This window comes from Rhodococcus sp. 5A-K4, assembly GCF_046097995.1.
GTDB classification, from domain to species: Bacteria; Actinomycetota; Actinomycetes; order Mycobacteriales; family Mycobacteriaceae; genus Rhodococcus_F; species Rhodococcus_F erythropolis.
This window is the reverse complement of record NZ_JBJURM010000009.1, coordinates 170,297-196,250: the sequence shown is the minus strand read 5'-3', so window position 1 is coordinate 196,250 and position 25,954 is coordinate 170,297. Positions and strand designations below refer to the sequence as shown.

At 62.3% G+C, this 25,954-nt stretch carries 24 protein-coding genes; 16 read left to right on the top strand and 8 right to left on the bottom strand.

What is annotated here, in order from left to right:
- Positions 1 to 12 precede the first annotated feature (12 nt).
- The 3 genes from ACKAMS_RS14645 to ACKAMS_RS14635 are packed head-to-tail and all read right to left on the bottom strand — an operon-like array spanning position 13 to position 3,252.
- Positions 13 to 1,194, bottom strand: coding sequence for a thiolase domain-containing protein (locus tag ACKAMS_RS14645; RefSeq protein ID WP_092764619.1), 1,182 nt, complete (start codon positions 1,192 to 1,194; stop codon positions 13 to 15).
- A complete protein-coding gene (locus tag ACKAMS_RS14640) occupies positions 1,194 to 2,264 on the bottom strand; it encodes a thiolase domain-containing protein (RefSeq protein WP_047889541.1) in 1,071 nt (356 codons plus the stop codon). The genes ACKAMS_RS14645 and ACKAMS_RS14640 overlap by 1 nt, the downstream gene beginning before the upstream one ends.
- 10 nt (positions 2,265 to 2,274) lie before the next feature.
- Positions 2,275 to 3,252 (bottom strand): Zn-ribbon domain-containing OB-fold protein, encoded by a 978-nt coding sequence (locus ACKAMS_RS14635; RefSeq protein WP_021342921.1) that lies wholly within the window; start codon positions 3,250 to 3,252, stop codon positions 2,275 to 2,277.
- A gap of 73 nt (positions 3,253 to 3,325) precedes the next feature.
- Between ACKAMS_RS14635 and ACKAMS_RS14630 the strand changes: the two genes are divergently transcribed.
- Both ACKAMS_RS14630 and ACKAMS_RS14625 read left to right on the top strand, forming a co-directional pair.
- Positions 3,326 to 4,363, top strand: a complete 1,038-nt coding sequence (locus ACKAMS_RS14630) for an LLM class F420-dependent oxidoreductase (protein WP_019746980.1) — start codon at positions 3,326 to 3,328, stop codon at positions 4,361 to 4,363.
- Positions 4,364 to 4,537: 174 nt separating this feature from the next.
- The gene (locus tag ACKAMS_RS14625) at positions 4,538 to 5,512 is read left to right on the top strand and encodes a hypothetical protein (protein WP_408989181.1); all 975 of its coding nucleotides are present in this window, start codon (positions 4,538 to 4,540) and stop codon (positions 5,510 to 5,512) included.
- A gap of 126 nt (positions 5,513 to 5,638) precedes the next feature.
- On the opposite strand, the gene ACKAMS_RS14620 is transcribed toward ACKAMS_RS14625, so the two are convergent.
- Positions 5,639 to 6,463 carry a crotonase/enoyl-CoA hydratase family protein gene (locus ACKAMS_RS14620; RefSeq protein WP_070796348.1) on the bottom strand — a complete coding sequence of 275 codons (825 nt, stop codon included), beginning with the start codon at positions 6,461 to 6,463 and terminating at the stop codon, positions 5,639 to 5,641.
- A gap of 79 nt (positions 6,464 to 6,542) precedes the next feature.
- On the opposite strand from ACKAMS_RS14620, the gene ACKAMS_RS14615 reads away from it, so the two are divergent.
- Together ACKAMS_RS14615 and ACKAMS_RS14610 are read left to right on the top strand one after the other, a co-directional pair.
- Positions 6,543 to 8,216, top strand: a complete 1,674-nt coding sequence (locus ACKAMS_RS14615) for an acyl-CoA synthetase (RefSeq protein ID WP_029537562.1) — start codon at positions 6,543 to 6,545, stop codon at positions 8,214 to 8,216.
- Entirely contained in the window at positions 8,216 to 9,331 is a 1,116-nt protein-coding gene (locus tag ACKAMS_RS14610) for a nitronate monooxygenase family protein (protein ID WP_003945863.1), read from the top strand. Before ACKAMS_RS14615 ends, ACKAMS_RS14610 begins: the two co-directional genes overlap by 1 nt.
- Positions 9,332 to 9,386: 55 nt before the next feature.
- On the opposite strand, the gene ACKAMS_RS14605 is transcribed toward ACKAMS_RS14610, so the two are convergent.
- The 4 genes from ACKAMS_RS14605 to ACKAMS_RS14590 all read right to left on the bottom strand — a co-directional run bounded on the left by ACKAMS_RS14605 (position 9,387) and on the right by ACKAMS_RS14590 (position 13,711).
- Positions 9,387 to 9,542 (bottom strand): hypothetical protein, encoded by a 156-nt coding sequence (locus ACKAMS_RS14605; protein ID WP_019746984.1) that lies wholly within the window; start codon positions 9,540 to 9,542, stop codon positions 9,387 to 9,389.
- A 160-nt stretch (positions 9,543 to 9,702) separates the two neighbouring features.
- On the bottom strand, positions 9,703 to 11,334 hold the full coding sequence (locus ACKAMS_RS14600; protein ID WP_408989180.1) for a long-chain-fatty-acid--CoA ligase: 1,632 nt from the start codon (positions 11,332 to 11,334) through the stop codon (positions 9,703 to 9,705).
- Between the two features lie 61 nt (positions 11,335 to 11,395).
- Entirely contained in the window at positions 11,396 to 12,517 is a 1,122-nt protein-coding gene (locus tag ACKAMS_RS14595; RefSeq protein ID WP_020968503.1) for an acyl-CoA dehydrogenase family protein, read from the bottom strand.
- Positions 12,518 to 12,529: 12 nt separating this feature from the next.
- Entirely contained in the window at positions 12,530 to 13,711 is a 1,182-nt protein-coding gene (locus ACKAMS_RS14590; RefSeq protein ID WP_003945878.1) for an acyl-CoA dehydrogenase family protein, read from the bottom strand.
- A gap of 265 nt (positions 13,712 to 13,976) precedes the next feature.
- Here ACKAMS_RS14590 and ACKAMS_RS14585 point away from each other — a divergent pair, with 265 nt between their 5' ends.
- The 12 genes from ACKAMS_RS14585 (at position 13,977) to ACKAMS_RS14530 (ending at position 25,920) form a co-directional block, all read left to right on the top strand.
- Positions 13,977 to 14,168: a ferredoxin gene (locus tag ACKAMS_RS14585; protein ID WP_007734330.1), complete on the top strand. Its 192-nt coding sequence runs from the start codon at positions 13,977 to 13,979 to the stop codon at positions 14,166 to 14,168.
- A 109-nt stretch (positions 14,169 to 14,277) separates the two neighbouring features.
- Positions 14,278 to 15,195, top strand: a complete 918-nt coding sequence (locus tag ACKAMS_RS14580; RefSeq protein ID WP_408989179.1) for a 3-oxoacyl-ACP reductase — start codon at positions 14,278 to 14,280, stop codon at positions 15,193 to 15,195.
- 502 nt (positions 15,196 to 15,697) lie between these two features.
- Complete coding sequence (locus ACKAMS_RS14575; protein WP_003945687.1) at positions 15,698 to 16,462, top strand: ABC transporter permease; 765 nt, start codon at positions 15,698 to 15,700, stop codon at positions 16,460 to 16,462.
- A gap of 64 nt (positions 16,463 to 16,526) precedes the next feature.
- Positions 16,527 to 17,378: an ABC transporter permease gene (locus ACKAMS_RS14570; RefSeq protein ID WP_003945759.1), complete on the top strand. Its 852-nt coding sequence runs from the start codon at positions 16,527 to 16,529 to the stop codon at positions 17,376 to 17,378.
- Positions 17,379 to 17,389: 11 nt separating this feature from the next.
- Positions 17,390 to 18,574, top strand: coding sequence for an MCE family protein (locus ACKAMS_RS14565; protein WP_003945815.1), 1,185 nt, complete (start codon positions 17,390 to 17,392; stop codon positions 18,572 to 18,574).
- Positions 18,574 to 19,593 (top strand): MCE family protein, encoded by a 1,020-nt coding sequence (locus ACKAMS_RS14560; protein ID WP_019746999.1) that lies wholly within the window; start codon positions 18,574 to 18,576, stop codon positions 19,591 to 19,593. Before ACKAMS_RS14565 ends, ACKAMS_RS14560 begins: the two co-directional genes overlap by 1 nt.
- Positions 19,590 to 20,648, top strand: a complete 1,059-nt coding sequence (locus ACKAMS_RS14555; protein WP_021332433.1) for an MCE family protein — start codon at positions 19,590 to 19,592, stop codon at positions 20,646 to 20,648. The genes ACKAMS_RS14560 and ACKAMS_RS14555 overlap by 4 nt, the downstream gene beginning before the upstream one ends.
- Positions 20,645 to 21,949, top strand: a complete 1,305-nt coding sequence (locus ACKAMS_RS14550; protein WP_019747000.1) for an MCE family protein — start codon at positions 20,645 to 20,647, stop codon at positions 21,947 to 21,949. Before ACKAMS_RS14555 ends, ACKAMS_RS14550 begins: the two co-directional genes overlap by 4 nt.
- On the top strand, positions 21,949 to 23,196 hold the full coding sequence (locus tag ACKAMS_RS14545; protein WP_020968506.1) for an MCE family protein: 1,248 nt from the start codon (positions 21,949 to 21,951) through the stop codon (positions 23,194 to 23,196). Before ACKAMS_RS14550 ends, ACKAMS_RS14545 begins: the two co-directional genes overlap by 1 nt.
- Positions 23,193 to 24,587: an MCE family protein gene (locus ACKAMS_RS14540; protein WP_019747002.1), complete on the top strand. Its 1,395-nt coding sequence runs from the start codon at positions 23,193 to 23,195 to the stop codon at positions 24,585 to 24,587. Before ACKAMS_RS14545 ends, ACKAMS_RS14540 begins: the two co-directional genes overlap by 4 nt.
- Positions 24,587 to 25,390: a hypothetical protein gene (locus ACKAMS_RS14535; protein WP_408989178.1), complete on the top strand. Its 804-nt coding sequence runs from the start codon at positions 24,587 to 24,589 to the stop codon at positions 25,388 to 25,390. Before ACKAMS_RS14540 ends, ACKAMS_RS14535 begins: the two co-directional genes overlap by 1 nt.
- Positions 25,387 to 25,920: a twin-arginine translocation pathway signal gene (locus ACKAMS_RS14530; protein WP_019747004.1), complete on the top strand. Its 534-nt coding sequence runs from the start codon at positions 25,387 to 25,389 to the stop codon at positions 25,918 to 25,920. The genes ACKAMS_RS14535 and ACKAMS_RS14530 overlap by 4 nt, the downstream gene beginning before the upstream one ends.
- Positions 25,921 to 25,954 lie beyond the last annotated feature (34 nt).

Sequence of the window (25,954 nt, the reverse complement as noted above, 5' to 3'; positions counted from 1 at the left end):
TGTGTGCTGCTGTTACGTGGTGGGACGTTCGGAGCCGACGACCCACATCGAGAAGTACTGCGAGCCACCGCCGTAGGCATGCCCGAGAGCCTTGTGCGCGTCGGCCACCTGGTGATCGCCGGCGCGGTGCATGACCTGCATCGCCGACTCGGCAAAACGGATCATGCCCGAGGCGCCGATCGGGTTGGAAGAGAGAACACCGCCCGAGGCATTGACCGGGAGCTTGCCGCCGATCGCGGTTTCGCCGGCCTCGGTCAGCTTCCAGCCCTGGCCTTCCTCCGCGAAACCGAGGTTCTCGAGCCACATCGGCTCGAACCACGAGAACGGGACATAGATTTCGGCGCAGTCGATTTCGTTGAGCGGATCGGTGATTCCCGCGGACTTCCACAGCGCGGCCGCGGCGTCACGGCCGGCCTGCGGATTGACCTGATCGCGTCCGGCATAGAAGGTCGGCTCGGTGCGCATGGCGGTTGCGTGGATCCACGCGACCGAACGACCCTCGGCCTCGACCTGTGCGGCCGCTTCCTCGTTGCCGATCACCAGAGCGCACGCGCCGTCCGAGGACGGGCAGGTCTCGTCGTAGCGGATCGGATCCCAGAGCATCTGAGATGCCTGCACCGATTCGAAGGTGATGTCCGGCTGCCGCAGGTGCGCATACGGATTGAGGCTGCCGTTGAGCCGATCCTTCACCGCGACGAGGTAGCCGATGTGCTCCGGTGCGCCCGATCGACGAATGTACGAACGGACGTGCGGGGCGAAGTATCCACCGGCGCCGGCGCCGACAGGCATGTTGAACGGTACCGGTGTGGACAGCGCCCACATGGCGTTCGACTCGGACTGCTTCTCCCAGGAAACCGTCAGAACCCGCTTGTGGACACCGGATTTGACCAGGCTGGAGGCGACGATAGCCGTCGACCCACCCACCGAGCCGGCAGTGTGAACACGCAGCAACGGCTTTCCGTTGGCGCCAAGGGCATCCGACATGGCGAGTTCGGGCATCATCGAACCCTCGAACAGGTCGGGGGCCTTTCCGATGACGACGGCGTCGATGTCGTCCCAGCCGACGTTGGCGTCGAGCATCGCGGCGTCGATGGCTTCACGAACCAAGCCCGCCATCGAGACATCATGACGCTTTGCGACGTAGTGAGTTTGGCCGGTGCCGAGCACGGCCGCGAGTTGAGGCGTTCCGGCCATCAGTTCCGTCCCTCCAAGACTGCTACCAGGTTCTGCTGCAGCACAGGGCCGCTTGTTGCATGGGCCAGAGCGCGATTCGCCTGACCGTCGAAGATTGCCTTGGCGGCGTGGCCGATTCGCTCCAGACCACCGGCGAACAGTGGGTTGCCGCTGAGCGGACCGCCGGACGGATTGATCGTGGTTGCGTCGGTCAGGCCGATCGCTTCCTTCAAGATCAATTCCTGGTGAGTGAACGGTGCGTGCAGTTCGGCGACGTCGATGTTGCCGACCTCGCCGCCCGTTGCCGCCTTGGCTGCCGACGTAGTGGACGGCGACGTGGTCAGGTCACGTGCACCCAGGTTGGGGGAGTCGATGCGATGCTCGAGTCCGGTGATCCACGCCGGCCGATCGCAGAGATCGCGGGCGCGATTGCCCGAGGCCAGCACGATTGCTGCCGCACCATCGGTGATGGGCGCACAATCGTGTGCGCGCAACGGATCTGCGAGGAACGGGCTGGCGAGTAGTGCCTCGATGTCGACCTCGCCTGCGAGCTGAGCCTTCGGATTACTCAGCGCGTGACGACGGCTGCGAGCGGCAACCTCCGCCATGTCCTCTTGCGTCCACTTACCCGCGTCGAGTCCGAGTCGGGCTTGAAGTCCGGCGATCGAGACGGAGTCCGGCCACAGCGGAGTGACGAGGTACGGATCGAGCTGCATGGACAGGATCTTGCGCAGGTGCCCGGCGGAGGATTTGCCGAAGCCGTACACCAGCGCGGTCTCGACCTCGCCGGTCAAGATCTTGATCCACGCTTCGTAGAAGGCCCACGCAGCATCCATCTCGACGTGAGATTCGTTGATCGGCGGGACCGCTCCGATGGAGTCGATGGCCGAGATGAAGGAGAACGCTCGTCCGGCCAGGTAATCGGAAGATCCGGAGCACCAGAAGCCGATGTCGGACTTGGTGATTCCCAGATCGCTGTAGAGCTGCTGGAAGCACGGGACGAGCATCTCGACGCCGTTGGTGGTGCCGTTGGTTTCGCGGACGTGGGGTGCCTGAGCAAAGCCCACGACTGCGATGTCTGCAGAAGTCATTTCAGGAGCCTCACAGGTGGTGTTGGAAGGTGGAGTACTCGGCGTCGGGTTCACCTGTCGGCCGGAAGTATTCGATGTTCTCGAGGGTGTAACCCCACTCTTCGCGAGGCTTCCACTTGGCTTCGACGCGCATGCCCATGCGTACGTCCGCGGCATCACATTCGAGGATCAAGTGCAGGAACGGAATGTCGGCTCCGTCGAGAAGCACGTAGGCGGCCACGTAGGGCGGTTTGATTCGCTGCCCGAGGAACGGGACGTTGACGATGCAGAAGGTGGTGACAATTCCCTTGTCGGGCAGTTCGATCTGCTCGCTCGTCGGCTTCCCGTTGGTGGGATTCGCGCCGCGCGGTGGGATGTAGATCTTGTCTTCGGGTCCGCTGCGACCACCGATCAGCTTGCCTTCTGCGAGACCACGGAGGTAGAAGCTCTCCTCGGCCGAAGCGGAATGCATGAAGTGCAGGTCGACAGGCGTCGTGATCATGGTGACAGGATCGGCGGTGGAATCGACTGTCGCGATTCCATTTTCGCTCTCACCTGGTTCGAAGCACTCGATGTCCTTGATCTGCCCGATCCGCTCCGACGCCCAGCGAGCACGGACCCGCAGGCCGGTGCTGATGTCGTCGGGGGAGTCGACGTCGACCGCGTGGAGCATGGACGTGTCCGCGCCGTCGAGCTTGATCAGGGCCCACGCGAAAGGCTTCGTCAGGGGTTGACCCTCGATGGGTTCGGGCATCCACGTCCAACTCACGACCGTTCCGCCGTCGGAGACTCCGACGAAGTCGGTCAGTGGTTCGGCCGTATCCGGATCGAATTCCGGTGGCGGCACGAAGACACGACCGTTCGACCCACGTGCGCCGATCACCTTGCGATCACGCAGGGCAGTCACGAACGCGCCGATGGTCGGTCCCGTCGATCTGGTGTAGTCGAAATGGAGATTCAATGGTGCGCTCAGGGGCTTGTCGGCCACCCCGCTCTTTCCGATGGTCACAAGATCGAGTAGAACAGGTTCTAGAGATTGTGGCAAGAGTCACTTCTGATCACCGGCAATGTGGAGGCCTGCGATGAAGCTTGGGTTGCAACTCGGATACTGGGGCGCACAGCCGCCGGCAAACGCCCCGGAACTGATCGAGGCCGCGGAAGGCGCGGGATTCGACGCGGTCTTCGCGGCGGAGTCGTGGGGCTCGGACGCCTTCACCCCGCTTGCCTGGTGGGGATCTCGGACCGAGAACGTCCGTCTCGGCACGTCCGTCGTACAGATTTCGGCACGAACACCGACCAGCTGTGCCATGCACGCGCTCACTCTCGATCACCTCAACGGTGGGCGAACGATCCTCGGGCTCGGCGTATCCGGACCGCAAGTCGTCGAAGGTTGGTACGGCCAGCCATTCGAGAAGCCGCTCGCGCGCACCCGCGAATACGTCTCGATCGTGCGCCAGGTCCTCGCCCGTGAAGCGCCCGTCACCAGCCCCGGCCCCCACTACCCTCTGCCGTATGCGGGACCGGGCAGTTCGGGACTTGGCAAGCCGCTCAAGCCCATTACGCACCCGCTGCGTGCGGACATCCCGATCTGGCTCGGCGCCGAAGGGCCGAAGAACGTCGCGCTCGCCGGTGAAATCGCCGACGGGTGGCTGGCGATCTACTACACCCCGCGCCTGGCCCCGATGTACAACAAGTGGCTCGACGAAGGCTTCGCTCGCGCCGGGGCCCGTCGTAGTCGCGAAGACTTCGAGGTGGCCGCCACGTGCCAGGTCATCGTGACCGACGATCGTGCCGCCGCCATCGCCGCTCTCAAGCCGATGACCGCCCTCTACGTCGGCGGAATGGGCGCCCCGGAGTTGAACTTTCACGCACAGGTCTACAAGCGGATGGGCTACGAGAAGGAGGTCGACGAGATCGGTCGCCTCTTCATGTCGGGTCGCAAGGACGAAGCTGCTGCCGTCGTCCCCGACGAGATGGTCACCGAGACCATGATCATCGGCAACGTCGACGAGGTGCGCGCGGACGTGAAGCGTTGGGAGGAAGCCGGAGTCACGATGCTGCTGGTGACCTGCCGCGACGCCGACCATGTGCGAGAGCTCGCGGCCGCGGTGGGTGGTTGAGCGGGGCACCCCCTTTTTTTTTCGAGCGGGACCCCCCATTTTCCGAGCGAACGGCACGTTCAGCGCATCTGAGGCGCTGAACGTACCTTTCGCTCGCCCAAAGTTATCCACAGGCGCACCGAAACCCCAGTTCGCCGCCGGGGCCCGCGCTGATGCTCGAGTCATGCTGCAACCATGCGGCGAGGAACGTGGGGCGATGATCTGGACGCGATTTACCGCGTCAGTCGAAGCGGAGTGATCCGAACGGCGGAGTTGGCGCGATTGGGCGTATCCAACTCCGCAGTGCACACCCGGTGTCGGGTAGGTGGACCGTGGCAGCGCATATTGCCGGGGGTCATTCTGCTCAGAAATGGTCAACCGACGCCACGTCAACGATCGATCGCTGCGCTCATGTTGAGCGGTGACGAGTCTCTGCTGACGGGGCGATCTGCCATGTCGGAGTACGGATATCGGACGCACGCCGGGGATGTGCAGGTGCTCATCCCCATCGACCGTCGAGTTCAATCAGTTGGATTTGTCACGGTGGAGCGCACTATTCGACTGCCTGAGCCGGAGATTCGCAACGGACTGCGCTGTGCGCCGCTGCCGCGGGCACTACTCGACGCTGCGAGGCGGTGCAAGGCCCTCGATCCCACACGGGCACTCATTGCTGAGGTCGTTCAGCGTGGCGACGTCTCGGTGCGCGAACTTGCGAAGGAACTCGAGGCGGGTAGCAGTCGGGGTTCCGCGCTACCTCGGGTCGTGTTGCGCGAAGTGAACGCGAACGTCCACTCGGTTCCGGAGGTTCACGCGCGAAAACTGTGGCAGCGGAGCGGGCTGCCGGAAATGTTGTTCAACCATGAGATCCGGGATGCTGACGGAGACTTCATCGCAATTCCGGACGGATGGATCGATTCGGTTGCCTTCGCGTGGGACATCGACTCCTTGGAATGGCATGCCGCGCCGACGGACTACAAGCGCACGGTGGAACGCCGGACGCGTATGCAGAATGCGGGAATCATCGTGTTGCCGACGGTGCCCAGTGCACTGCGAACGGACCCTGATCGTGTGATCGACGACCTGCGTGCGCACTACAGATTGGCGCAATCCCGTCCTCGGCCTCAGGTGTTCGCGAGGTCGAGGTGGGTGAAAATGGACGAAACCGGCTGAGCGAAAGTGCCTTTCGGCGCACTGAAGGCGCCGAAAGGTACGTTCGCTCGAAAAGGGGGTGGGTGGGACCGAGAGGGGACGGGAAGGGGGGTGGCTCAGGCAGGGGTGGGGTCAGGCAACCCTGACTCAGATGCCCTTGAACTGGGGCGCCCGCTTCTCACCGAAGGCTCGCGGGCCCTCCTTGGCGTCCGCGCTCATGAACACCTTCATGCCCAGCTGCGCGTCGATCTGGAAGGCCTCTTCCTCGTGCATGCCCTCGGTGTCGCGGATGGTCTTGAGAATCGCCTGCACGGCGAGGGGGCCGTTTGCACTGATCAGGTCCGCGAGCTCCAGCGCCTTGTCGAGGGCCTGACCGTCCGGGACGACGTGGCCGATGAGCCCGATCTCCTTGGCCTCCGGAGCCTTGATGTGACGACCGGTGAGCAGGATGTCGGCTGCGATCGTGTACGGAATCTGTCGAACGAGACGCACCGCGGAACCGCCGAGCGGGAAGAGCCCCCACTTGGCTTCGGAGACGCCGAACTTGGCGCTCTCGCCCGCGACGCGGATGTCGGTGCCCTGCAGGATTTCGGTTCCGCCGGCGATGGCTGCACCCTCGACCGCAGCGATCAGCGGCTTGGTCAACCGGCGACCCTTGAGTAGACCTTCGATCTTGGACATGTCGACGCCGCCGCCCGCGAAGGAATCTCCCGGAGGCTTGGCGGACATGTTCTTGAGGTCGGCGCCGGCGCAGAAGTCGCCGCCAGCTCCGGTGAGGATCGCGACGCGGATTTCGGGGTCGTTGTCGACCTGATCCCAGGCGTCGACCATGATCGCCATCATTTCGCCGGTGATGGCGTTCTTACGCTCGGGGCGATTCATGGTCACGATGAGAACGTGGCCGCGCTTCTCCACGAGGCAATGCGGCGCGGTTTCCGAAATGTCTGATTTTTCGGTCGTCGAAGTGGACACTGATGGCTCCTGGCGGGTCTGTGAGCTGGCTCTCAAATTGGGTCTTGCCAGAAACGGTAACACGTTCTACTTTGAACTCGTGGCCCTTAACATCGCAGACTTCGTAGAGCACGCAATCGACCTCGTTCCGGACCGCGTTGCGCTGGTCTCGGACAACCGCGAGATGACTTATGCGCAGTTGGAGGACCGAGCAAACCGCCTCGGTCACTACCTGCGTGAACATGGCGTTCAGCCGGGTGACAAGGTCGGCATCTACTGCCGGAACGTCATCGAGGCGATCGAGGCCATGGTCGCCGTTTTCAAAATCCGGGCCGTGATGGTCAACATCAACTACCGGTACGTCGAGAACGAGTTGCAGTACATCTTCGACAACTCCGACATGGTTGCGCTCATTCACGAGCGCCGCTACTCGGACAAGGTCGCGAACGTCCTGCCGAACACTCCCAAGGTCAAGTCCGTCATCGTGGTCGAGGACGGCACCGATCTGGACTTCAGTGCTTTCGGCATCGGCTACGAGGACGCACTCGCGCAGAGTTCGGGTGAGCGTGATTTCGAAGAGCGCAGCAACGACGACATCTTCATGCTCTACACCGGCGGCACCACCGGAAGTCCCAAGGGCGTCATGTGGCGCCACGAGGACTGGTGGCGTGTTCTCGGCGGCGGCATCAACTTCGTCACCGGAGTTCCGGTCGAGGACGAGTACGAGATGGCGAAGGTCGGCGCAGCCAACCCGAGCATGATCCGCTACCCGATCCCCCCGATGATTCACGGTGGTTCGCAGTCTGCGGTGTTCCACAGCCTCTTCGGCGGCGGAACCTGTTTGATGCACCCGGAATTCGACGCCCACGAGGTGTGGCAGAACATCGACAAGCACAAGGTCAACCTGATCTTCATCACGGGTGACGCGATGGGCCGTCCGATGCTCGACGCACTGATCGCCGGCAATCCGAAGACGGGTGAGCCGTACGATCTTTCGACGCTCTACGTGATGGCCAGCAGTGCTGCACTCTTCTCGCCGAGCATCCAGGAGCAGTTCCTCGAACTGTTGCCCAACCGCCTGCTGACCGACTCCATCGGAGCATCCGAGACCGGCTTCGGCGGACTCGCCGTGCTGAGCAAGGGGCAGAAGCACACTGGCGGTCCGACGGTCAAGATCGACGCCTCCACAACGGTTCTCGACGACGACGGCAACGAGGTCGAACCCGGATCGGGCAAGCGCGGCATGCTCGCGCGCAAGGGCAACATCCCGCTCGGCTACTACAAGGACGAGGTCAAGACGGCCGAAACCTTCCGCACCATCAATGGCGTTCGCTACTCGATCCCCGGCGACTACGCTCAGGTCGAAGCCGACGGCACGGTCACGATGCTCGGCCGCGGTTCGGTGTCCATCAACAGCGGCGGCGAGAAGGTTTACCCGGAAGAGGTTGAGGGCGCGTTGAAGGCGCACCCGGACATCTTCGACGTGCTGGTGGTCGGTATCCCCGACGAGCGCTTCGGCCAGCGGGTTGCCGCAGTGGTTCAGGTACGCGAAGGCACGTCGCCGACGTTGCACGACATCGCCACCGCAGCGCGCAAAGAGATTGCCGGATACAAGGTTCCGCGCAGTGTGTGGTTCGTCGACCAGATCAAGCGCAATCCGGCCGGCAAGCCCGACTACCGCTGGGCGAAGGCCGAAACGGAATCGCGCGAGGCTGACGATCACAACGGAAACGGCGCTCCTGTGGCGTCCGCAAACGAAAGCGTGGAAGCCTGATGCGTTCGGATCTCGCCGACAAGTTCGGCATCGAATACCCGATCTTCGGATTCACTCCTTCCGAGCACGTCGCGGCCGCGATCAGCCGCGCGGGCGGTCTGGGCGTGCTCGGTTGTGTCCGGTTCAACGATCCGGAAGAGCTCGAAGCCGCACTGACGTGGATGGACGAGAACACAGACGGTAAGCCGTACGGCGTCGACATCGTCATGCCGGCAAAGGTGCCGACCGAAGGCGGCGCCGTCGATCTCGACAAGCTGATTCCGGAGGAGCACCGCGCCTTCGTCAACCGAACGCTCGACGAACTCGGTGTGCCGCCGCTTTCCGACGACGTCGAGCATGCGACCGGCGTACTGGGATGGCTTCACTCGGTGGCCCGGTCTCACGTCGATGTTGCTCTGGGACACCGGATCGCGTTGATCGCGAATGCACTGGGATCACCGCCGAAGGACGTCATCGATCAAGCTCACGAGAAAGGCGTTCCGGTAGCAGCACTGGCCGGCGCCGTCGAGCATGCACGTCGTCATGTCGAGAATGGTGTCGACATCGTGATCGCGCAGGGTTACGAGGCCGGCGGTCACACCGGCGAAATTGCGTCGATGGTTCTCGTTCCGGAAATTGTTGATGCGCTGGGCGATTCAGCTGCCGTACTGGCCGCCGGCGGTATCGGCAGCGGCCGTCAGGTGGCTGCTGCACTTGCACTCGGTGCGTCCGGAGTGTGGATGGGCTCGTACTGGCTCACCACATCCGAATACAAACTCGGCAGTGCATCGGGCGAAGGCCCTTCCGCTATTCAGCGTGCACTGTTGGGCGCGACGTCGGCCGACACCGTACGTTCGCGCATCTACTCGGGTAAGCCCGCTCGGTTGCTCAAGACCAAGTGGACGGAAGCCTGGTCGAACCCGGGAGCGCCGGCGCCCTTGCCGATGCCGCTGCAGAACCTACTGGTCAGCGACGCTCATCAGAGAATCGCTGCATCGGAGAACCCGGAAGTTGTGGCAATGCCCGTCGGTCAGATCGTGGGACGGATGAACGAGATCCGACCGGTCGCCGAGGTCATGGCAGAGCTGGTGTCGGGGTTCGAGGACGCGCGAACCCGACTGGATTCGATGAAGTAGTAGATGACACGTACGTATGCCCTCGGCCGAGTTTCGGCCGGGGGCATACGTCGTTTCAGCCGGCGAGGTCGTCCGGTCCGACGCTGTCCGACAACCATTCTCCGCGGCTGAGGGCGCCGTCGTCGCGGCGACGTGCGATCACGAAAATGACCAGGGCGGCAGCGAGGACAACTGCGAGAACGCGCGAAGGCGTCAGGTTCGGGTTCTTCATACCCGTAATTTTGCCGGAAGAACGGGCGCGATGGCGAGACAGCGGAGCAAAATCACGGTATTTCGGATTGGCTGAGTTTCGGAATGGCGTTGACATCGCACAGTGGTGTGATGTCGACGAGCGTCGCAAACCGCTTGCTCAGCACTACTGAGATATCGGGCTAGACGGGCTCTCGCGTCTTCTCGAGGCCGAGTGTCATTTCGGGAGTGAGTAATTGGAAGTCGGATTCTCCGCGCCGGCGGATCCACACCGGATCGGATGTGTTCCATCGTTCGGCGCTCTGCGTTCGAGTGACCACCTTGAACGTCGCCGTTCTAGGGAACTCACTGCACACGCGGATCAAGGTCGGCTTCTGCTTCGGCCCGAGTTCCGGCCGGGAATCGATGTATTCGGCTACGGCTGCCGGGTCGAAGTTGTCGACGTCGCCGACCGGAATCACCGACGCCATGACGCGGTCGCCGACATCGCTGTCGGGGACTGCGTACACGGACACCTGCGCGAAGCCCGGGTAACCGACGAGCGAGCGTTCGATGGGTGCGGCGCCGATGTTCTCGCCGTCCACTCGTAGCCAACCGGAACTGCGTCCCGCGAAGTAGACGTAGCCGTCGACGTCGGTGTACGCCAGATCGCCGCTCCAGTACTGGCCGTTGCGCATTCGCTCGGCGTCGGCTTCCGGGTTCTTGTAGTACCCGGCGAATGTGCCTGGGCCGGTGACGTTGACCAGTTCACCGGTTGCCTCGTCGGCATTGGTGATCCGGCCGTCAGCGTCGAAGACTGCAGGCGGGCATGGGGCTCCGGTCTCGGGATCGAGGATCTTGACTCCGTCCGGGAGAAGTCCGAGGGCGCCGGTCCTCGGCACCGGCGCCGCGGAAATCGAAATGCCGCCCTCGGTGGAACCGAACCCGTCGATGACGCGGGCATCGAAGCGCCGGACGAAGGTGGCGACGGCGGGCGCCGAACCCTCGTTGCCGTACATGATCTTCAAGGTGTTGTCCCGCTCGTTCGGCACCTCGGGGGTGGAAGCGATGAAGGACAACGGCTTTCCGACGTAGTTGGAGTACGTGATTCCGTACTTGTGAACGTCGGGCAGAAAGCCCGAAGCGGAGAACTTGCGGCGCATGGCAATTCCCGCACGAGCGTGCAGCGCGACCGTCCACGCCGCCATCATGGCGTTGGAATGGAACATGGGCATCGCCATGTAGACGACGTCGTCGGCGCCGAGCCCGAAACGATCGGCAAGCATGACTCCGGGAGAGGCCAACTTGTGGTGCGTGCACCGAACCGCTTTGGGATCACCGCTTGTTCCGGAAGTGAAAATGAGCATCAACAGATCGTCGGGCTGCGCCGTCGACGCGTAGGCCGGTGTATCGGCGAAGGGCGCCAACAATTGCGTCCAGGCCGGAGAATCCACGTTGATCACCCGGACGTCACCGAGATCGACGTCGTCGAGTAGATGTGCCTGGTTGTTCTCGGTGAAGATGACCTGACAGTCGGAGAGTTGGATGTCTCGCGCCAATGCCGGGCCGCGCCTGGTCGTGTTCAGTCCGGCAGCAACCGAACCCGAGAACGATGCTGCGCCGAGCAATAGTGAGAATTCGGGGACGTTCTCCATCAGAAGACCGAAATGCCGGGGGCGCGTTCGATCGAGCAGCGTGTCCAGCAGCGCTGCTCGATCGAACGCGCCTTGAATGTGCTCGCGCCAGGTGATGACCTGGTCCTCGAAACGGATACCGCGGTCGTCGATCTCGCTGACTCCGAGGAGCAGATCGGAAACAGTGGGGCTCTGACTCATAGCTGCATCATCATCGATTCGTCTCGGACCAGGTCATGGATTTCCACTCGGTGGGACGCACTCAGGCAGGAACTGCGGCAAGTTCCTTGCCCAGAGCGCGAAGCTGATCTGTTGCGTTGCCGAGCAGGAACTCGTGATGCTTGGCCGCGAGGAAGTAGCGGTGAACCGGATGGTCCTCGTCCAGACCAACACCGCCGTGAACGTGAACAGCGGTGTGCCCGACGCGGTGTCCCGCATCTGCAGCCCAGAACTTGGCCGTCTGCACGGCCCCGTCGGACGGAAGTCCTTCGCTCAGACGCCACGCTGCGGCCCAGAGAGTCAGGCGAACGCCCTTGACATCGATGTATCCGTCGGCGAGGCGCTGGGCCACGGCCTGGAAACTACCGATCGGACGGCCGAACTGCACACGCTCGGTGGCGTATTCGGCGGTCAGCTTCAGCGCTTGATCGAGCACCCCGTACTGGTAGGCGCTGGAACCGAGCTGAATTCGTTCGACGATCCACGCCGCGATGTCGGATCCTTGGGCAACCGAGCCGAGAACACGATCGGCCGGGATCTGCACCGAATCGAACTCGACCAGGGCCGCACTCGAGAAATCCGTGGTCGATTGCCTGGTAATGCTCACGCCCGCGTCCGACGGTTCGACGAGGAAGACCGCGACACCGTCCTCGGTGATGGCGGGGACGAGGAACAGATCTGCGAGCGGAGCACTGTCGACGGTGATCTTTGCTCCGTCGATGCGCCAACCATCGGCGGTCTTCTCGGCACGCGTGATCGGGTGCGCCGGGTCGTCGTTGTATTCCTCGGCGAGGGCCGCGGTGAGTATCTTCTCACCGGCAGCGGCAGCGCTTGCCCAGTCGTCGCGCTGCTTGTCCGAGCCGAATTCGGCTATCGCTGCGGCGGACCCGACGATGGACGTCAGGAACGGAACAGCTGCGACGCCGCGGCCGAGTTCGGCCAGGATGCTGCACTGCTCGAGGACACCGAATCCGTCGCCGCCCACCGATTCCGGAAGGGCCGCACCGAGAACGCCGGCCGAAGCCAGAGCGTTCCACAAGAGGGCGTCGAAACGGTCTTCGGCGGCGTCGAGTTCACGAAGGCGGTCGTTGGTGACCAGTTCGGTGACGACGGATCGTGTCAGTCCGGACAGGTCCTGCTGGGCCTCGGTAAGGGTGAATTCCATGATCGTTGGTCCTTATCGCTTCGATGCGGGAAGCCGCAGAGCTGTCATGCCGATGATGTCGCGTTGCACTTCGTTGGTACCGCCGCCGAACGTCAGGATCAGCGAAGAACGATGCATGCGTTCGATGCGTCCGCGTAGAAGAGCGCCGGGGGAGTTCTGCCTGATCGTGGCGGAGGATCCGAGGATCTCCATCAGCAAGCGGTAAGCCTCGGTGGCGAATTCGGTACCGAACACCTTGTTGGCCGACGCCGCTTCGGGACCTGGAGCGTGATCGGTTGCGGAGGCGATTTCCCAGTTCATCAACTTCAGGTACTCGGCCTTGGCATGCACGCGAGCCAGATTGATCTGCACCCATTCCTGGTCGATCATGCGTCGGCCGTCGGGCAGCTTGGTGTTCTGTGCCCACTCGCGGACCTCACGCTGTGCGGTCAGAATCGGTCCGGCCGAGGTGAGGGCAACACGCTCGTGGTTGAGCTGATTGGTAATCAGTGCCCAGCCGCCGTGTTCCTGGCCGACTATCGACGACGCCGGGACCCGTACGTCCTGGTAGTAAGTGGCGCTGGTGTCGGGGCCGGCCATGGTGTGAACCGGGGTGTAGGAGAAGCCTTCTGCGGTGGTCGGGACGATCAGCATGCTGATTCCCTTGTGCTTCTTGGCTTCCGGATCGGTGCGGCACGCCAACCACACGTAGTCGGCGTACTGGATCAGGCTCGTCCACATCTTCTGCCCGTTGATGACGTAATCGTCACCGTCACGGACGGCCGACGTGCGCAGAGACGCCAGGTCGGTGCCGGCCTCGGGCTCGGAGTAACCGATCGCGAAGTGGAGCTCACCGCGGGAGATCTTGGGCAGGAAGAAGGCCTTCTGCTCGTCCGTCCCGAAATGCATGATTGTCGGCGCTACGGAATTGATCGTCAGGAACGGCACGGGCGCACCGGCAATGGCAGCTTCGTCGGTGAAGATCAGCTGGTCCATCGCGGAGCGTTCCTGTCCGCCGTACTCTTTCGGCCAACCCAGCGTGAGCCAGCCGTCCTGGCCCATCTGCGCGACGACTTCGCGGTACACATTGCCTTCGCCGTACTCACCCGTCGTGGCAGCGAGTGCTTCACGCCGCTCGGGAGTCATCAGTTGTGCGAAGTAGGCACGCAACTCCTCCTGGAGCTGTTGCTGCTCAGGGGTGTAGGTGATGTGCATGGTTACCTCTCCATAGAGATACGAATCAAAGCGCCAACCATTCGATTGACACAGGTTCTATCGATGCGTACATCGGCGACAAGGGACGCTCTCGCCGTCTCCGGCGGATCGTTCGACGTCCGTTCTCGGTACTTTTTCGAATCATTGCACACGACTGAAACAGGTTCTAGTGTTATCGCCAGGAACGGTGTGTGGCACAGCCCTGCGGCACTCGTTTCGTATCCGTGTTCGCGCCAGTAGTAGTGAGTAGAGAAGAGGAATCGCCATGGAGGTCAGGGTTGATCTGGACCGTTGCGAGGCAAACGGTGTGTGCGTAGGGATCGCACCCGATATTTTCGACCTCGACGACAACGAGGAGCTCGTGATCAGTTCCGTGCGTCCGCCGGAGGATCGCTGGGAAGATGTCCGTTCCGCGATCGCTCAGTGCCCGCGTGCGGCGCTGACCGAACATCCGTGACGATGGTTGCCCAAAACAAGAACACGTTCTAAAGTTGCGAACTCGTGGGTCACGGCAATCGAGCCGGGTAACTCGACACACGACCGCATAGAACCGGGAGAGCGCTTCGATGAATGCTGTGAACAGCCCAGAAACCAGTCTCGAAGGCAAGGTCGCCATCGTGACCGGTGCCGGATCGGGGCTCGGAAAGTTCGAGGCCATCGGTCTGGCGAAGGCCGGTGCGTTGTTGGTCGTCAACGATCTGGCCCCGAACGAGGCCGTCGAAGCAACGCTCGAGGAGATCCGCGGTCTCGGCGCCAAAGTCGAATTCGTGGCAGGCAACGTCGGTGAGCGTTCTACCGCCGACGCACTGATGGAAGCAGCGCAGGGGCAGTTCGGCAGTGTCGATATTGTCGTCAACAATGCCGGCGTCGTGCGCGACCGGATGCTGTTCAACATGTCCGACGAAGACTGGGATCTGGTACTCGAAGTTCATCTTCGCGGCCATTTCCTCCTGTGCCGCAACGCCGCTGCCTACTGGCGGGCGAAATCCAAGGAAGCCGGGGCGCCGGTGTACGGGCGCATCGTCAACACTTCTTCGGAGGCGGGCCTTCTCGGACCGGAAGGGCAGCCCAACTACGGCGCTGCAAAAGCCGGAATCACGGCGCTGACGTTGTCGGCCGCACGTGGGCTCTCGCGCTACGGCGTTCGGGCCAACGCGATCTGCCCGCGGGCACGGACGTCGATGACCGAAGGTGTGTTCGGCGATGCGCCGGCCGACGGCATCGATCCGCTCTCGCCCGAGCATGTGGCATCGCTCGTCTCGTACCTGGCGTCACCGGCGGCCGATGCCGTCAACGGCCAGGTATTCGTGGTGTACGGGCCGATGGTTGCGCTGATGGCGGCGCCCGTCGTCGAGCAGCGGTTCGACGCCGAGGGAGATTCCTGGTCGCCGGAAACGCTGTCCGCGGTGATGGGTGACTACTTCGCCGACCGTGACCCGGCAAAGATGTTCTCGGCATCGGCGGCCCTGCGCGCGTTGGGCTGATCGACGGGTCTGATTCTCGGGTGCGCGACACGTAGAACCGTTGTTCATACTTAGACGGTCTACGTGTCCACTTCCTGGTAGAAATAGCGTGTTCACGAGTCGGTGGGCGCGGCACTCTGCCTGCGTTCTACAACGAGACCAACGGTCTCGAAAAAACTAGACTGTGTTCCAATTTTACATTCCTGTGAACGATGCGATATTCGATCGACGTGCCCGGTCAGGGCTGGCGCGGTAGCAGGGTCTCGATCCGGCGCCGATAAGTGCTGATCATTCAAAAGTATTAATTTCCAGGATATTTCGGCGAAATTCGCACCGAAAAGGGATGCTTCCCATGGCCCGAACCTTCGGGTTTCGGATCGTCGCCGTGAGGCTACTTCTTAGAGTTGGACACTTGTTTTTGACAGGTGAACACGTTCTAGTTAATATGACCTGAGTCACAAGCTGTCGGGGGCTGGACTATGAGAACAGACAGTACTGCGGCAACCAAGGACGAGGAGGGCGAATGGTAGACCTCGTCGAGGTGCCATTACGAGCGGTCGGTGGCTTCTTTCAGATGTCCGCCCAAACCTTGAGGGCAGTCTTCTCCCGCCCCTTCCAGCGTCAAGAGTTCATCGATCAGGCCTGGTTCGTGGCGCGAGTCTCGATGGTGCCGACGGTGCTGGTCGCAATCCCGTTCACGGTGCTGGTCAGCTTCACCATCAACATTCTCTTGCGCGAGATCGGTGCAGCCGACCTCAGCGGTGCCGGAGCTGCGCTCGGTACCGTCACACAGGTCGGCCCCATCGTCACCGTGCTGATCGTCGCCGGCGCCGGCGCAACCGCCATCTGCGCGGACCTCTCGGCCAGAACCATTCGCGAAGAGATCGACGCCATGAAGGTGCTCGGTATCAATCCGATCCACCGGTTGGTCGTTCCCCGGGTGCTCGCGTCGACGGGAGTGGCGCTGCTCCTCAACGGACTGGTCTGCACCATCGGCATCCTCGGCGGTTTCGTCTTTTCCGTGTTCATCCAGGACGTGAATCCCGGCGCCTTCGTCAACGGCATCACACTGCTCACCGGATTCGGTGAGCTCATGCTCTCCATGGTCAAAGCAGGACTGTTCGGCATGATCGCCGGCCTGGTTGCGGCCTACCTCGGACTCAACGTCAAGGGCGGCGCCAAGAGCGTCGGTGACGCGGTCAACCAGACCGTCGTGTTCGCGTTCATGGCGCTCTTCGTCGTCAATGTGCTCATCACGACCATCGGTATCAAGTTGACGGCCGGATGAGGCACACGGCAGTCGGAGAGATCGAAGTGAACAGAACGACGAACGACGGACGGGAGGAGATCTGATGGCGTTGGCCGCAGCGGGACGCTTCCCGCGCACACGTCGACAGATCGGCTCGATCTCTCGCAGTATCGACAGCATCGGTGATCAAGCGCTGTTCTTCGCGAAGGCTCTCGGTCACGCTCCCAAGGCGCTGATGCGCTATCCGCGTGAAACTCTGCGCCTGATCGCCGAGATCAGCATGGGCACCGGTGCGCTCGCCGTCATCGGTGGCACCGTCGTGATCGTCGGATTCCTGACGCTGTTCACCGGTGGCACCATCGCCGTTCAGGGCTACAGCTCGCTGGGCAACATCGGTGTCGAAGCACTGACGGGCTTCTTCGCCGCCTTCATCAACGTTCGCATCGCAGCGCCGGTCATCGCCGGAATCGGCCTCGCCGCGACCATCGGCGCCGGCTCCACCGCGCAGCTCGGTGCGATGCGCGTCTCCGAAGAGATCGACGCCCTGGAGACGATGGCGATCCCGTCGATTCCGTATCTGGTCAGCACCCGCGTCATGGCCGGCATGATCGCGATCATCCCGCTGTACTCACTGGCGGTGATCGCGTCGTTCGTCGCCAGCCGCTTTGCGACGGTGTTCCTCTACAACCAGTCCGGCGGCGTGTACGACCACTACTTCACGACCTTCCTGATACCCACGGACATACTGTGGTCGTTCGCCCAGGCGATAGTCATGGCGCTGGCCGTCATGCTCATCCACACCTACTACGGCTTCAACGCAACCGGTGGCCCGGTCGGCGTCGGTGTCGCGGTGGGTAACGCAGTGCGCGCCTCGTTGATCGCGGTCGTCACGGTCACCCTGCTCATCTCACTCGCCATCTACGGCGGGTCCGGCAACTTCAACCTGTCGGGATAGGCGGGCAAGCGATGACCGTACCCAGATGGCACAAGAAGTTGGCCGCAGCCGGCCTGGTCCTCGGACTCGTGGCGATCGTCGCCGTTGCTCTCACCATGTTCTCGGGTGGGTTCACCAAGAGCACGCCCATCACCGTGACGTCCACGCGTGCAGGCCTGGTCATGGAACCGAATGCCAAGGTGAAGCTGCGCGGAGTGCAGGTCGGCCGCGTCGAATCGATCTCCCTCGTCGGCGACCAGGCAAACCTGAAGTTGGCGATGGATCCGGGCCAGATGTCGAAGATTCCGTCGAACGCCCGGGTGGAAATCAAGACCACCACGGTGTTCGGTGCGAAGTACGTCAACATCGTGATTCCCGACGATCCGTCGACCCAGCCGATCCAGGAGGGTGCTGTCATCGCCTCGGACAGCGTCACCGTCGAGTTCAACAGTGTCTTCGAACATCTTTCGGACGTGCTCGCGAAGATCGAACCGGAAAAGCTCAACGCCACACTCGGCGCGATCTCCACTGCGCTCAACGGGCGCGGCGAGTCGCTGGGTGAGGTTCTCGAGCTCGGTGACACCTATCTGAAGAAGATGAATCCGGTTCTGCCGCAGCTCCAGGAAGACTTGGTCGGCGCCGCCGATGTCACCAACCTGTACGCCGACGTGGCACCGGATCTGATGCGCATCCTCGACAATGCCACCGCGACAAGTGGATCGATCGTGGCGGAGCAGGCAAACCTCGACTTGCTGTTGCTCAACGTCACCGGCCTCGCGGACACCGGCAACGCGTTGTTGACCGACAACGAGCAGAACCTGACCACCGCCCTCGACACTCTGACCGCGACGACGACCCTGCTCGACAAGTACTCGTCGGGTCTGACGTGCTTCATCGTCGGGTTGAACGACGGCCGGATCAAGTTCGAGCCGCTGGCAGGCACCGGGGACAAAGCGGCACTGATGCTGAGTGCGAGCTTCATGTACGGTGCCGAGGCGTACCAGAACCCGCAATCTCTCCCCAAGGTCGCGGCCTCCGGTGGACCCAATTGTTATGGTCTGCCCGAATTCGATCCGAAGGTCGACGGGCATGCCCCGTTCGCTGTCACCAACACCGGCAACGTGCCTTTCGTTCCCAACACCGAACTGCGCGTCACCGTGCCGACCATTTTCCAGTATCTCTTCGGTGACTCCTACGAGCAGGAAGACGGGAAGTGATGAGACCGACCACGGTCAAGCTGCTGATTTTCACCGTCGTCATGGCGGTCATCTTCGCCGGACTGGCGATCGTCTTCAGTCAGGTGCGCTTCAGCAGCAGCAACGGATTCCACGCCACCTTCTCGGACGTCTCGGGACTCAAGTCCGGCGACAAGGTACGTATCGCCGGTGTTCCGGTCGGGTCGGTCACCGGAGTGTCCATCGGTGACTCCAACCAGGCCGAGGTCGAGTTCGACGTCGATACCAAGTACTCACTGATGAAGAGCACCAAAGCGACTGTGCGCTACGAGAACCTGGTGGGCGACCGCTACATGGAACTGCTCGAGGGCGCTGGTTCCACCGAGACGCTTTCGTCAGGTGGATCGATTCCAGTCGACCAGACGTCGCCCGCGCTCGATCTGGATCTGCTGCTCGGCGGATTCAAGCCGCTGCTTCGCTCTCTCGACCCCCAGCAGGTCAACGACCTCTCCGGGGCCCTGCTCCAGGTACTCCAAGGTCAGGGTGGAACATTGGTTTCGCTTCTGGGAAACACCAGTTCGTTCACCAGCACGTTGGCGGACCGAGATCAGCTGATCGGGGACGTCATCACCAACCTCAACGACGTACTCGGCACGATCAACGACAAGGGTGATCAGTTCTCCACCACGATCGATCAGCTCCAGCAGTTGGTCAGTGGATTGGCGAAGGACAGTGGCCCGATCGGTAATTCGATCACCGAGATCGCCGGCGCGACCGGAGATCTCGCATCGCTGCTGCAGGCGACACGTCCGGACATCCAGACCCTGATCGGGGAGACCAACCGAACGATGACGCAGCTGGACCTGGGCAAGGACGACATCAATACCGCGCTCGGTCGTCTGCCGTCCGACTACCGGAAGCTGATCCGAGTGGGCACGTACGGAGCGTTCTTCCAGTTCTATCTGTGCGCCAACACTTTCAAGTTCTCCGGACCTGACGGAACGACGATCATCTTGCCCACGGCAGTCCAGGACACGGGAAGGTGCGCAAAAGTCTCATGACCCCTACCCGTGAACGCAATCCGGTACAGATCGGTGTCATCGGTCTCGTCCTGGCGGTGGCAACCGTGGGTGCCACGCTTCAATACGATCAACTCCAGTTCATCAACGGCGGCATTCGCTACTCGGCGTATTTCCAAGATGCCGGCGGCCTGGTCGCCGGCGACAATGTGACCATGGCCGGAGTGAATGTCGGCAAGGTCAGCGACGTCGAGCTCGACGACCAGAAGGTTCTGGTCACCTTCACCGTTCAGGACGGCGTCGCCCTGGGCGAGCAGACCGCGGCCGACATCAAGACCAACACGGTTCTCGGCCGAAAGTCGTTGGCGGTGCGGCCGGAAGGATCCGGACTGCTGCGCACGGACACGCCGATTCCTATCGAGCGCACCAACTCCCCGTACTCGCTCAACGACGCGCTCGGCGACCTCGGTACCACGGTGTCCGAACTCGACACGGACCAGATCAACGATTCGCTCAACGCTATCTCGGACACGCTGGCCGATACTCCGCCCGAACTGCGCACCGCGTTGGACGGAATGACGCGGCTTTCGCAGAGCATCAACTCACGCGACGAGAGCCTGCTCCAATTGCTCTCGCGGGCCGAAGATGTCACCAAGATCCTCTCCGACAGAAGCGGTCAGATCGATTCGTTGCTGGTTGACGGCAACAAGCTGTTTGCCGAACTGAGCTTGCGGCGTGACGCGATCAGCGAACTGATCGTCAACACCGGCGCAGTCTCACGTCAACTGTCAGCGCTTGTGCAGGAGAACGAGGCTCAGATGGGGCCGACCCTCGAGAAGCTGAATTCGGTCGCCGAGGTTCTTCAGCAGAACAAGGACAACATCGCCGGGGCGCTCGACGGCCTCGGACCGTACATCACCGCGCTCGGCGAGACCGTGGCCAGCGGCCCGTTCTTCGATGCCTTCATCATCAACATTCTGCCGAGTAACTGGTGGAAGACTTTGGTGGACACCAGCGTCGCGCCCGAGCAGGTTCCGGGCGATCTGGAAGACTTCTTCCCCGGCATTCCACCGACGATCAGGGGGCCGGGAGAATGACCGAGACCATGACTTCACAGGATTCACAGGGCTCCACCAACCCACGCAAGAAGTGGGTGCTGATCGGAGCGGGCGTGCTGGTCGCGCTGCTCGTGGCGGGTGCGGCCTACCTCTTCATCCCTGGCCTGGGCAAGACCAAGATCTCCGCGCACTTCGTCTCGACGACAGGTCTCTACGAGGGCGACGTCGTGCGAGTGCTCGGTGTCAACGTCGGCAAGGTGACGAAGATCGAACCGCGTGATCGGGACACGTACGTCGAGATGAAGATCGACTCGAGCGTCGACGTTCCGGCAGATGCCAAGGCGCTCATCGTTGCTCAAAGCCTCGTGTCCGCACGCTTCGTGCAATTGACCCCCGTGTACTCCGGCGGGGAACAGATGCCCAATGGCGGCGAGATCCCGATCGAGCGCACCGCCGTTCCTGTGGAGTGGGACGAGATCAAGACCGAACTGACCAAACTGTCTGACGCACTCGGACCGGAGGGTCTGGACGATCAGGGTTCCCTCGGCCGATTCATCGACACCGTGGGAACGAACCTCGACGGTAACGGTGAGTCCATTCGGTCGACGTTGCGCGAACTCTCGGCCACGATGCACACGCTGTCCGAAGGCCGGACCGATTTGTTCTCCACCATTCGGAACCTGCAGGCGTTTGTCACTGCGTTGTCCTCGAGCAACGAGCAGATCGTGCAGTTCAGCGGTCACCTCGCTTCGGTGACAAGCGTTCTCGCAAGCAGTTCCGACGAGTTGGGCACCGCCCTCAGCGATCTCGACCTGGCGGTGGGCGACGTTCAGCGGTTCGTCAAGGACAACAGCGAGGGACTGAGCGAATCGGTCGCGCGTCTGGCCGATGCCACCCAGGTACTGACGGACAAGCGCCCGGAGATCGAGCAGGTTCTGCACTCCGGACCGACGTCGCTTGCCAACTTCTATCAGATCTACAAACCGGCTCAGGGCAGCATGACCGGCGCAATTGCACTGAGTAACTTCAAGAATCCAATCCAGTGGATCTGTGGTTCCATCGAAGGCATCGACAGTGGTAACTCCCAGAACAGTGCCGACCTGTGTAAGCAGTACCTCGGGCCGGTGCTCAGCACGATGATCGGCAACTACCCCGGATTCCTGTTCAACCCGGTCGCGGGCGTGCAGGCTTTCCCGGATCAGATCGTCTACACCGAACCGGGATTGGAAGCGGCAAGTCAGAATCAGCCGGAAACCGTCGCAGGACCGATGTCAGGTGCTCCCATGACGAGTGTTCCCAAGGATCTCGCCGAACTCTTCAACATGGGCGGAGGGAACTGATGCGGGTAGCTCGCAAGACCACGGTTGCCGTGTTGGCCACGGCAGTGGCACTCGGCGCCAGCGGTTGTGAATGGAACGGTCTCAACTCTGTGCCGATGCCAGGAACTCAGGGCCGGGGCGAAGGCGCATACGAGGTCCAGATCGAGATGCCGAACGTGACTACCCTGTCGCAGAATTCGCCCGTCCGGGTGGATGACGTTGCAGTGGGAAGCGTTTCGAACATCGAGGTTCAGGGCTGGCACGCTCTGGTGACGGTGTCGCTGAATCCCGAGGTTCAGTTGCCTGCCAACGCGACGGCGAAAATCGGCCAGACCAGCTTGCTCGGCTCTCAGCACATCGAGTTGGCACCGCCGGTTGGAGAAGAGCCCGAGGGCCGACTCGAAGCCGGTGACTTGATTCCCATCGAGCGGGCGGGCGCTTACCCGACGACGGAACAGACGCTGTCGTCTCTGTCGGTTGTTCTCAACGGCGGCGGTCTCGCTCAGGTTCAGGACATCACGAAGGAACTCAACGCCGCTCTCGGTGGGCGTGAAGATTCCGTTCGAGACCTCCTGCCTCAGCTCGATCAGCTGGTCGGAAGTCTGGACAAGCAACGAGGCGACATCGTTTCGGCGATGGAAGGACTCGATCGACTGTCCTCGACCGTCCAGGCACAGCACGACACCTTGAACAAAGCGCTCGAAGGTATTCCGCCGGCACTCGAGGTTCTTGTCGCTCAGCGTCAGGACATCACCAACGCGTTGACCTCCCTCGGTGGTCTCAGCGAGGTGGCGAGCCGTGTCATCCAGGAGAGCGGCGACGATTTCGCGACCAACGTTCGGGCTCTTTCGCCGACTCTGAAGGCCTTGGCGGATTCGGGTAACGCTCTCACTCAAGTTCTCGGAGTCCTCTTGACGTTCCCGTTCCCACAGAACGGAATCGACAACGTCATCCGCGGTGACTACGCCAACCTGGCGATGACCATCGACATCTCGCTGCCCCGACTCGACGCGAACTTCCTCACCGGAACTCCGTTGGCAGGAACACTCTCCGGCCCGGAAGGTGTGTTGGGTAAGCAGGCCGGGCTCGCCGGACAGACAGGCAACCCGTTGAGCGATCCGCTCAAGCCTGCCGCACCGCCGGCCCAAGCTCCCGCCGGACAGGCTCCCGCTGCGCAGGCCCCGGCAGCGGATCCGAATACCATTCAGATTCCGGGACTTCCGCCGATCAACATTCCAGGACTTCCTCAGGGGGCACCGGCACCATGATGCTCACAAAGTTCGTCCGTATCCAGCTCACCATCTTCGCCGTCTTGACGGTCGTCGGTTTGATCGTGATGGCCACTCAGTACGTGCGTGTTCCGGCGATGGTCGGTATCGGCCGTTACGACGTCACTGTCGAATTGCCCGCCACCGGTGGGCTGTACAAGAACTCGAACGTCACCTACCGCGGTCAGACCATCGGTGTCGTGAACGCGGTGGAGCTCTCGGAGACGGGTGTGAATGCGCGACTGTCTCTCGAGAGTGGCGTCAAGGTTCCGTCGGACGTCGATGCTGCGGTCAAGAGTGTGTCGGCGATCGGCGAGCAGTTCGTCGACCTGATTCCGCACACCGACAGCTCCGGAGCGATCGTGGTCGACGGGCATCTGGAAAACGGATCGGTGATTCCCGAAGACCGAACCAGCATTCCGCAGGATGTCGGCGCGATGCTCGATCAGGCAGATCTGTTGCTGCAGAGCATTTCCGACACCAAGCTCAAGACCGTCATCGACGAATCCTTCAAGGCGTTCAACGGTGCCGGCCCGGATCTGCAGAAGCTGATCGACTCGGCTCGGCTGTTCGTCGAGGAGGCGAACAACAACTCCGACGCGACCAAGACGCTGATCGAGCAGGCCGGTCCACTCCTGGACACTCAGGTGGTCAGCAGCGACGCCATCCGTTCCTGGACAAGCAATCTGGTGACGTTCACCGACCAGCTCCGAGCCAGCGACCCTGATCTGCGTGCCGTCATCCAGAAGGGTCCGGCCGCAGCGGCGGAGGCGAATGCTCTTCTGCAAGACATGCAGCCGACATTGCCGATTCTTCTGGCGAACCTCGTGTCCGTCGGACAGGTCGGCGTGATCTACAACAACGCGATCGAGCAGATTCTGGTCATCTACCCGCCGCTGGCCGCAGCGCTGGTCACGGTGGCAGGCTCCGGCCCGGCTGCGGATGGTGCACTGGTGGACTTCCACATGGAGGTCAACGACCCGCCGCCGTGCACTACAGGATTCCTGCCCGCAGAGCAGTGGCGCAGTCCGAAGGACGAATCACCGATCGAGACGCCGTCGGATCTCTTCTGCCAGGTTGCCCAGGATTCGCCGATCGCCGTGCGCGGCGCGAGAAACCTTCCCTGCGAGGAGTATCCGGGACGTCGTGCGCCGACGGTCGAACAGTGCCGTTCCGGCTACGTACCGATGGGCACGAACCCGCAATCCGGGCCTCCGGAACCGATTACCGCGACCCCGAGCTCGTACACGTCGACGCCTTCGGTCTCGGCTCGTCGGTACGATCCGATTACAGGCACGTACATCGGGCCGGACGGAAGGACGTACTCGCAACCGAACCTCGGTGGCGGCGACGTCAGTCTCGAACAGTTCATGAAGGGTCAGCAGGGTTGATGACAGACGAAGATCCACAGGCCGGGCAGCGGGTGCGCCGTCGCGCGTCCCGCAGCGCCGGACCCACGGGTGCGGATGCAGACGCTGCCGCGGTAGTAGTGCCCACCGAAAAGAAGTCGGCCGAACAGAAGCCAGCCGAGCAGAAGGCGGCTGAGCAGAAGGCGGCTGAGCAGAAGGCGGCGGCGCCAGTTGCTTTGGGCAAGCCCGATACTCCACCTGAGAAGGTCGTCAGCGGTGATCAGGTCGCGACCAAGGCTGAGCCGACCGGCGCCGCCGAAACCCCCGCAGAAACTGCTGTGGACACCCCTGTTCGTTCGAAGCCCAAGGCCGGGTTGGTAGTCGGGATCGCCGTTGCTTCGGTGATCGCTGTTGCTCTTGCGGCCCTGACGGTGTTTCTTCTCGTCGACCGGAACAAGGCGTCCAATGCCGACGAGGACCGAGCGCGCTACGTGGCCGGTGCCCGGACCACCGCACTGAATCTGACGACACTGCACGCGGATACAGCGGCTGCCGACCTCGACAAGTTCCTCGCCGGCACCACCGACGAGTTCAAGTCGCAGTTCGACGGACGCAAGGATTCGTTTGTCAACGTCCTCGGGCAGGCCGGAGTTCAGACCGACGGCGAGGTACTCGAAGCCGGGTTCGAGAAGTCCGACGGCGATTGCGGGACTTCATTGGTCGCGGTGCGTGCGATGCAGAAGAACGGCGACGAAGCGCCCGCTGAACGCAACTACCGACTCCGAATCACCATGTGCGACGTCGACGGGCAGTTGCTTGCCTCGAATGTGGAGTTTGTGCCATGACCCCAGAAGTAATCCCCGAGACGTCCAAGCCCAAGCGCGTCTCACCGCTCGCCATCGTTCTGTGCGTCATCAGTGCAGTGGCCATCGCGTTGGCGGCAGTGTCGGCGTATCTCTACTTCGGTCCGGGTGGAACGCGTGACATCGCGGCCATCGATCAGACCAGAGACGAAGTGGCACAGGCCTCTTCCGATCAGGCCGTTGCGATGTTCCAGTACGACTACAACAACGTCGACCAGCAGTTGCACGCGGCCACAGACGGTTTGACGGGCGATTTCCAGGGCACGTTCACCAACCTGATCGAATCGGTGATCATTCCGGGAGCCAAGGAAAAGTCGCTGACCGTTCAGGTAGTCGTCCAGGGCGCCGCGGTTCTCGACGCCGAGGCGGACAGTGCGACGACGATGCTGTTCCTCAATCAGATCACCACGTCTTCGGAATCACCCGAAGCCGTCGCCAGTGGTAGTCGCGTCAAGATGAGTCTGGAGAAGCAGGACGGGCGTTGGCTCGTGAACAACGTCCAACCCTTCTGATCAAACACACCAAGGGCTGGATCCGGCCATGAAA

Bases quoted from the DNA above. Each gene is read 5' to 3' on its own strand.
- ACKAMS_RS14570 (WP_003945759.1), top strand. From the start codon at position 16,527: ATGGCGTTGGCCGCAGCGGGACGCTTCCCGCGCACACGTCGACAGATC.
- ACKAMS_RS14630 (WP_019746980.1), top strand. From the start codon at position 3,326: ATGAAGCTTGGGTTGCAACTCGGATACTGGGGCGCACAGCCGCCGGCA.
- ACKAMS_RS14625 (WP_408989181.1), top strand. From the start codon at position 4,538: ATGCGGCGAGGAACGTGGGGCGATGATCTGGACGCGATTTACCGCGTC.
- ACKAMS_RS14540 (WP_019747002.1), top strand. From the start codon at position 23,193: ATGATGCTCACAAAGTTCGTCCGTATCCAGCTCACCATCTTCGCCGTC.
- ACKAMS_RS14565 (WP_003945815.1), top strand. From the start codon at position 17,390: ATGACCGTACCCAGATGGCACAAGAAGTTGGCCGCAGCCGGCCTGGTC.
- ACKAMS_RS14610 (WP_003945863.1), top strand. From the start codon at position 8,216: ATGCGTTCGGATCTCGCCGACAAGTTCGGCATCGAATACCCGATCTTC.
- ACKAMS_RS14575 (WP_003945687.1), top strand. From the start codon at position 15,698: ATGGTAGACCTCGTCGAGGTGCCATTACGAGCGGTCGGTGGCTTCTTT.
- ACKAMS_RS14640 (WP_047889541.1), bottom strand. From the start codon at position 2,264: ATGACTTCTGCAGACATCGCAGTCGTGGGCTTTGCTCAGGCACCCCAC.
- ACKAMS_RS14530 (WP_019747004.1), top strand. From the start codon at position 25,387: ATGACCCCAGAAGTAATCCCCGAGACGTCCAAGCCCAAGCGCGTCTCA.
- ACKAMS_RS14545 (WP_020968506.1), top strand. From the start codon at position 21,949: ATGCGGGTAGCTCGCAAGACCACGGTTGCCGTGTTGGCCACGGCAGTG.
- ACKAMS_RS14560 (WP_019746999.1), top strand. From the start codon at position 18,574: ATGAGACCGACCACGGTCAAGCTGCTGATTTTCACCGTCGTCATGGCG.
- ACKAMS_RS14590 (WP_003945878.1), bottom strand. From the start codon at position 13,711: ATGCACATCACCTACACCCCTGAGCAGCAACAGCTCCAGGAGGAGTTG.
- ACKAMS_RS14580 (WP_408989179.1), top strand. From the start codon at position 14,278: ATGAATGCTGTGAACAGCCCAGAAACCAGTCTCGAAGGCAAGGTCGCC.
- ACKAMS_RS14645 (WP_092764619.1), bottom strand. From the start codon at position 1,194: ATGGCCGGAACGCCTCAACTCGCGGCCGTGCTCGGCACCGGCCAAACT.
- ACKAMS_RS14595 (WP_020968503.1), bottom strand. From the start codon at position 12,517: ATGGAATTCACCCTTACCGAGGCCCAGCAGGACCTGTCCGGACTGACA.
- ACKAMS_RS14550 (WP_019747000.1), top strand. From the start codon at position 20,645: ATGACCGAGACCATGACTTCACAGGATTCACAGGGCTCCACCAACCCA.
- ACKAMS_RS14585 (WP_007734330.1), top strand. From the start codon at position 13,977: ATGGAGGTCAGGGTTGATCTGGACCGTTGCGAGGCAAACGGTGTGTGC.
- ACKAMS_RS14555 (WP_021332433.1), top strand. From the start codon at position 19,590: ATGACCCCTACCCGTGAACGCAATCCGGTACAGATCGGTGTCATCGGT.
- ACKAMS_RS14535 (WP_408989178.1), top strand. From the start codon at position 24,587: ATGACAGACGAAGATCCACAGGCCGGGCAGCGGGTGCGCCGTCGCGCG.
- ACKAMS_RS14605 (WP_019746984.1), bottom strand. From the start codon at position 9,542: ATGAAGAACCCGAACCTGACGCCTTCGCGCGTTCTCGCAGTTGTCCTC.
- ACKAMS_RS14600 (WP_408989180.1), bottom strand. From the start codon at position 11,334: ATGAGTCAGAGCCCCACTGTTTCCGATCTGCTCCTCGGAGTCAGCGAG.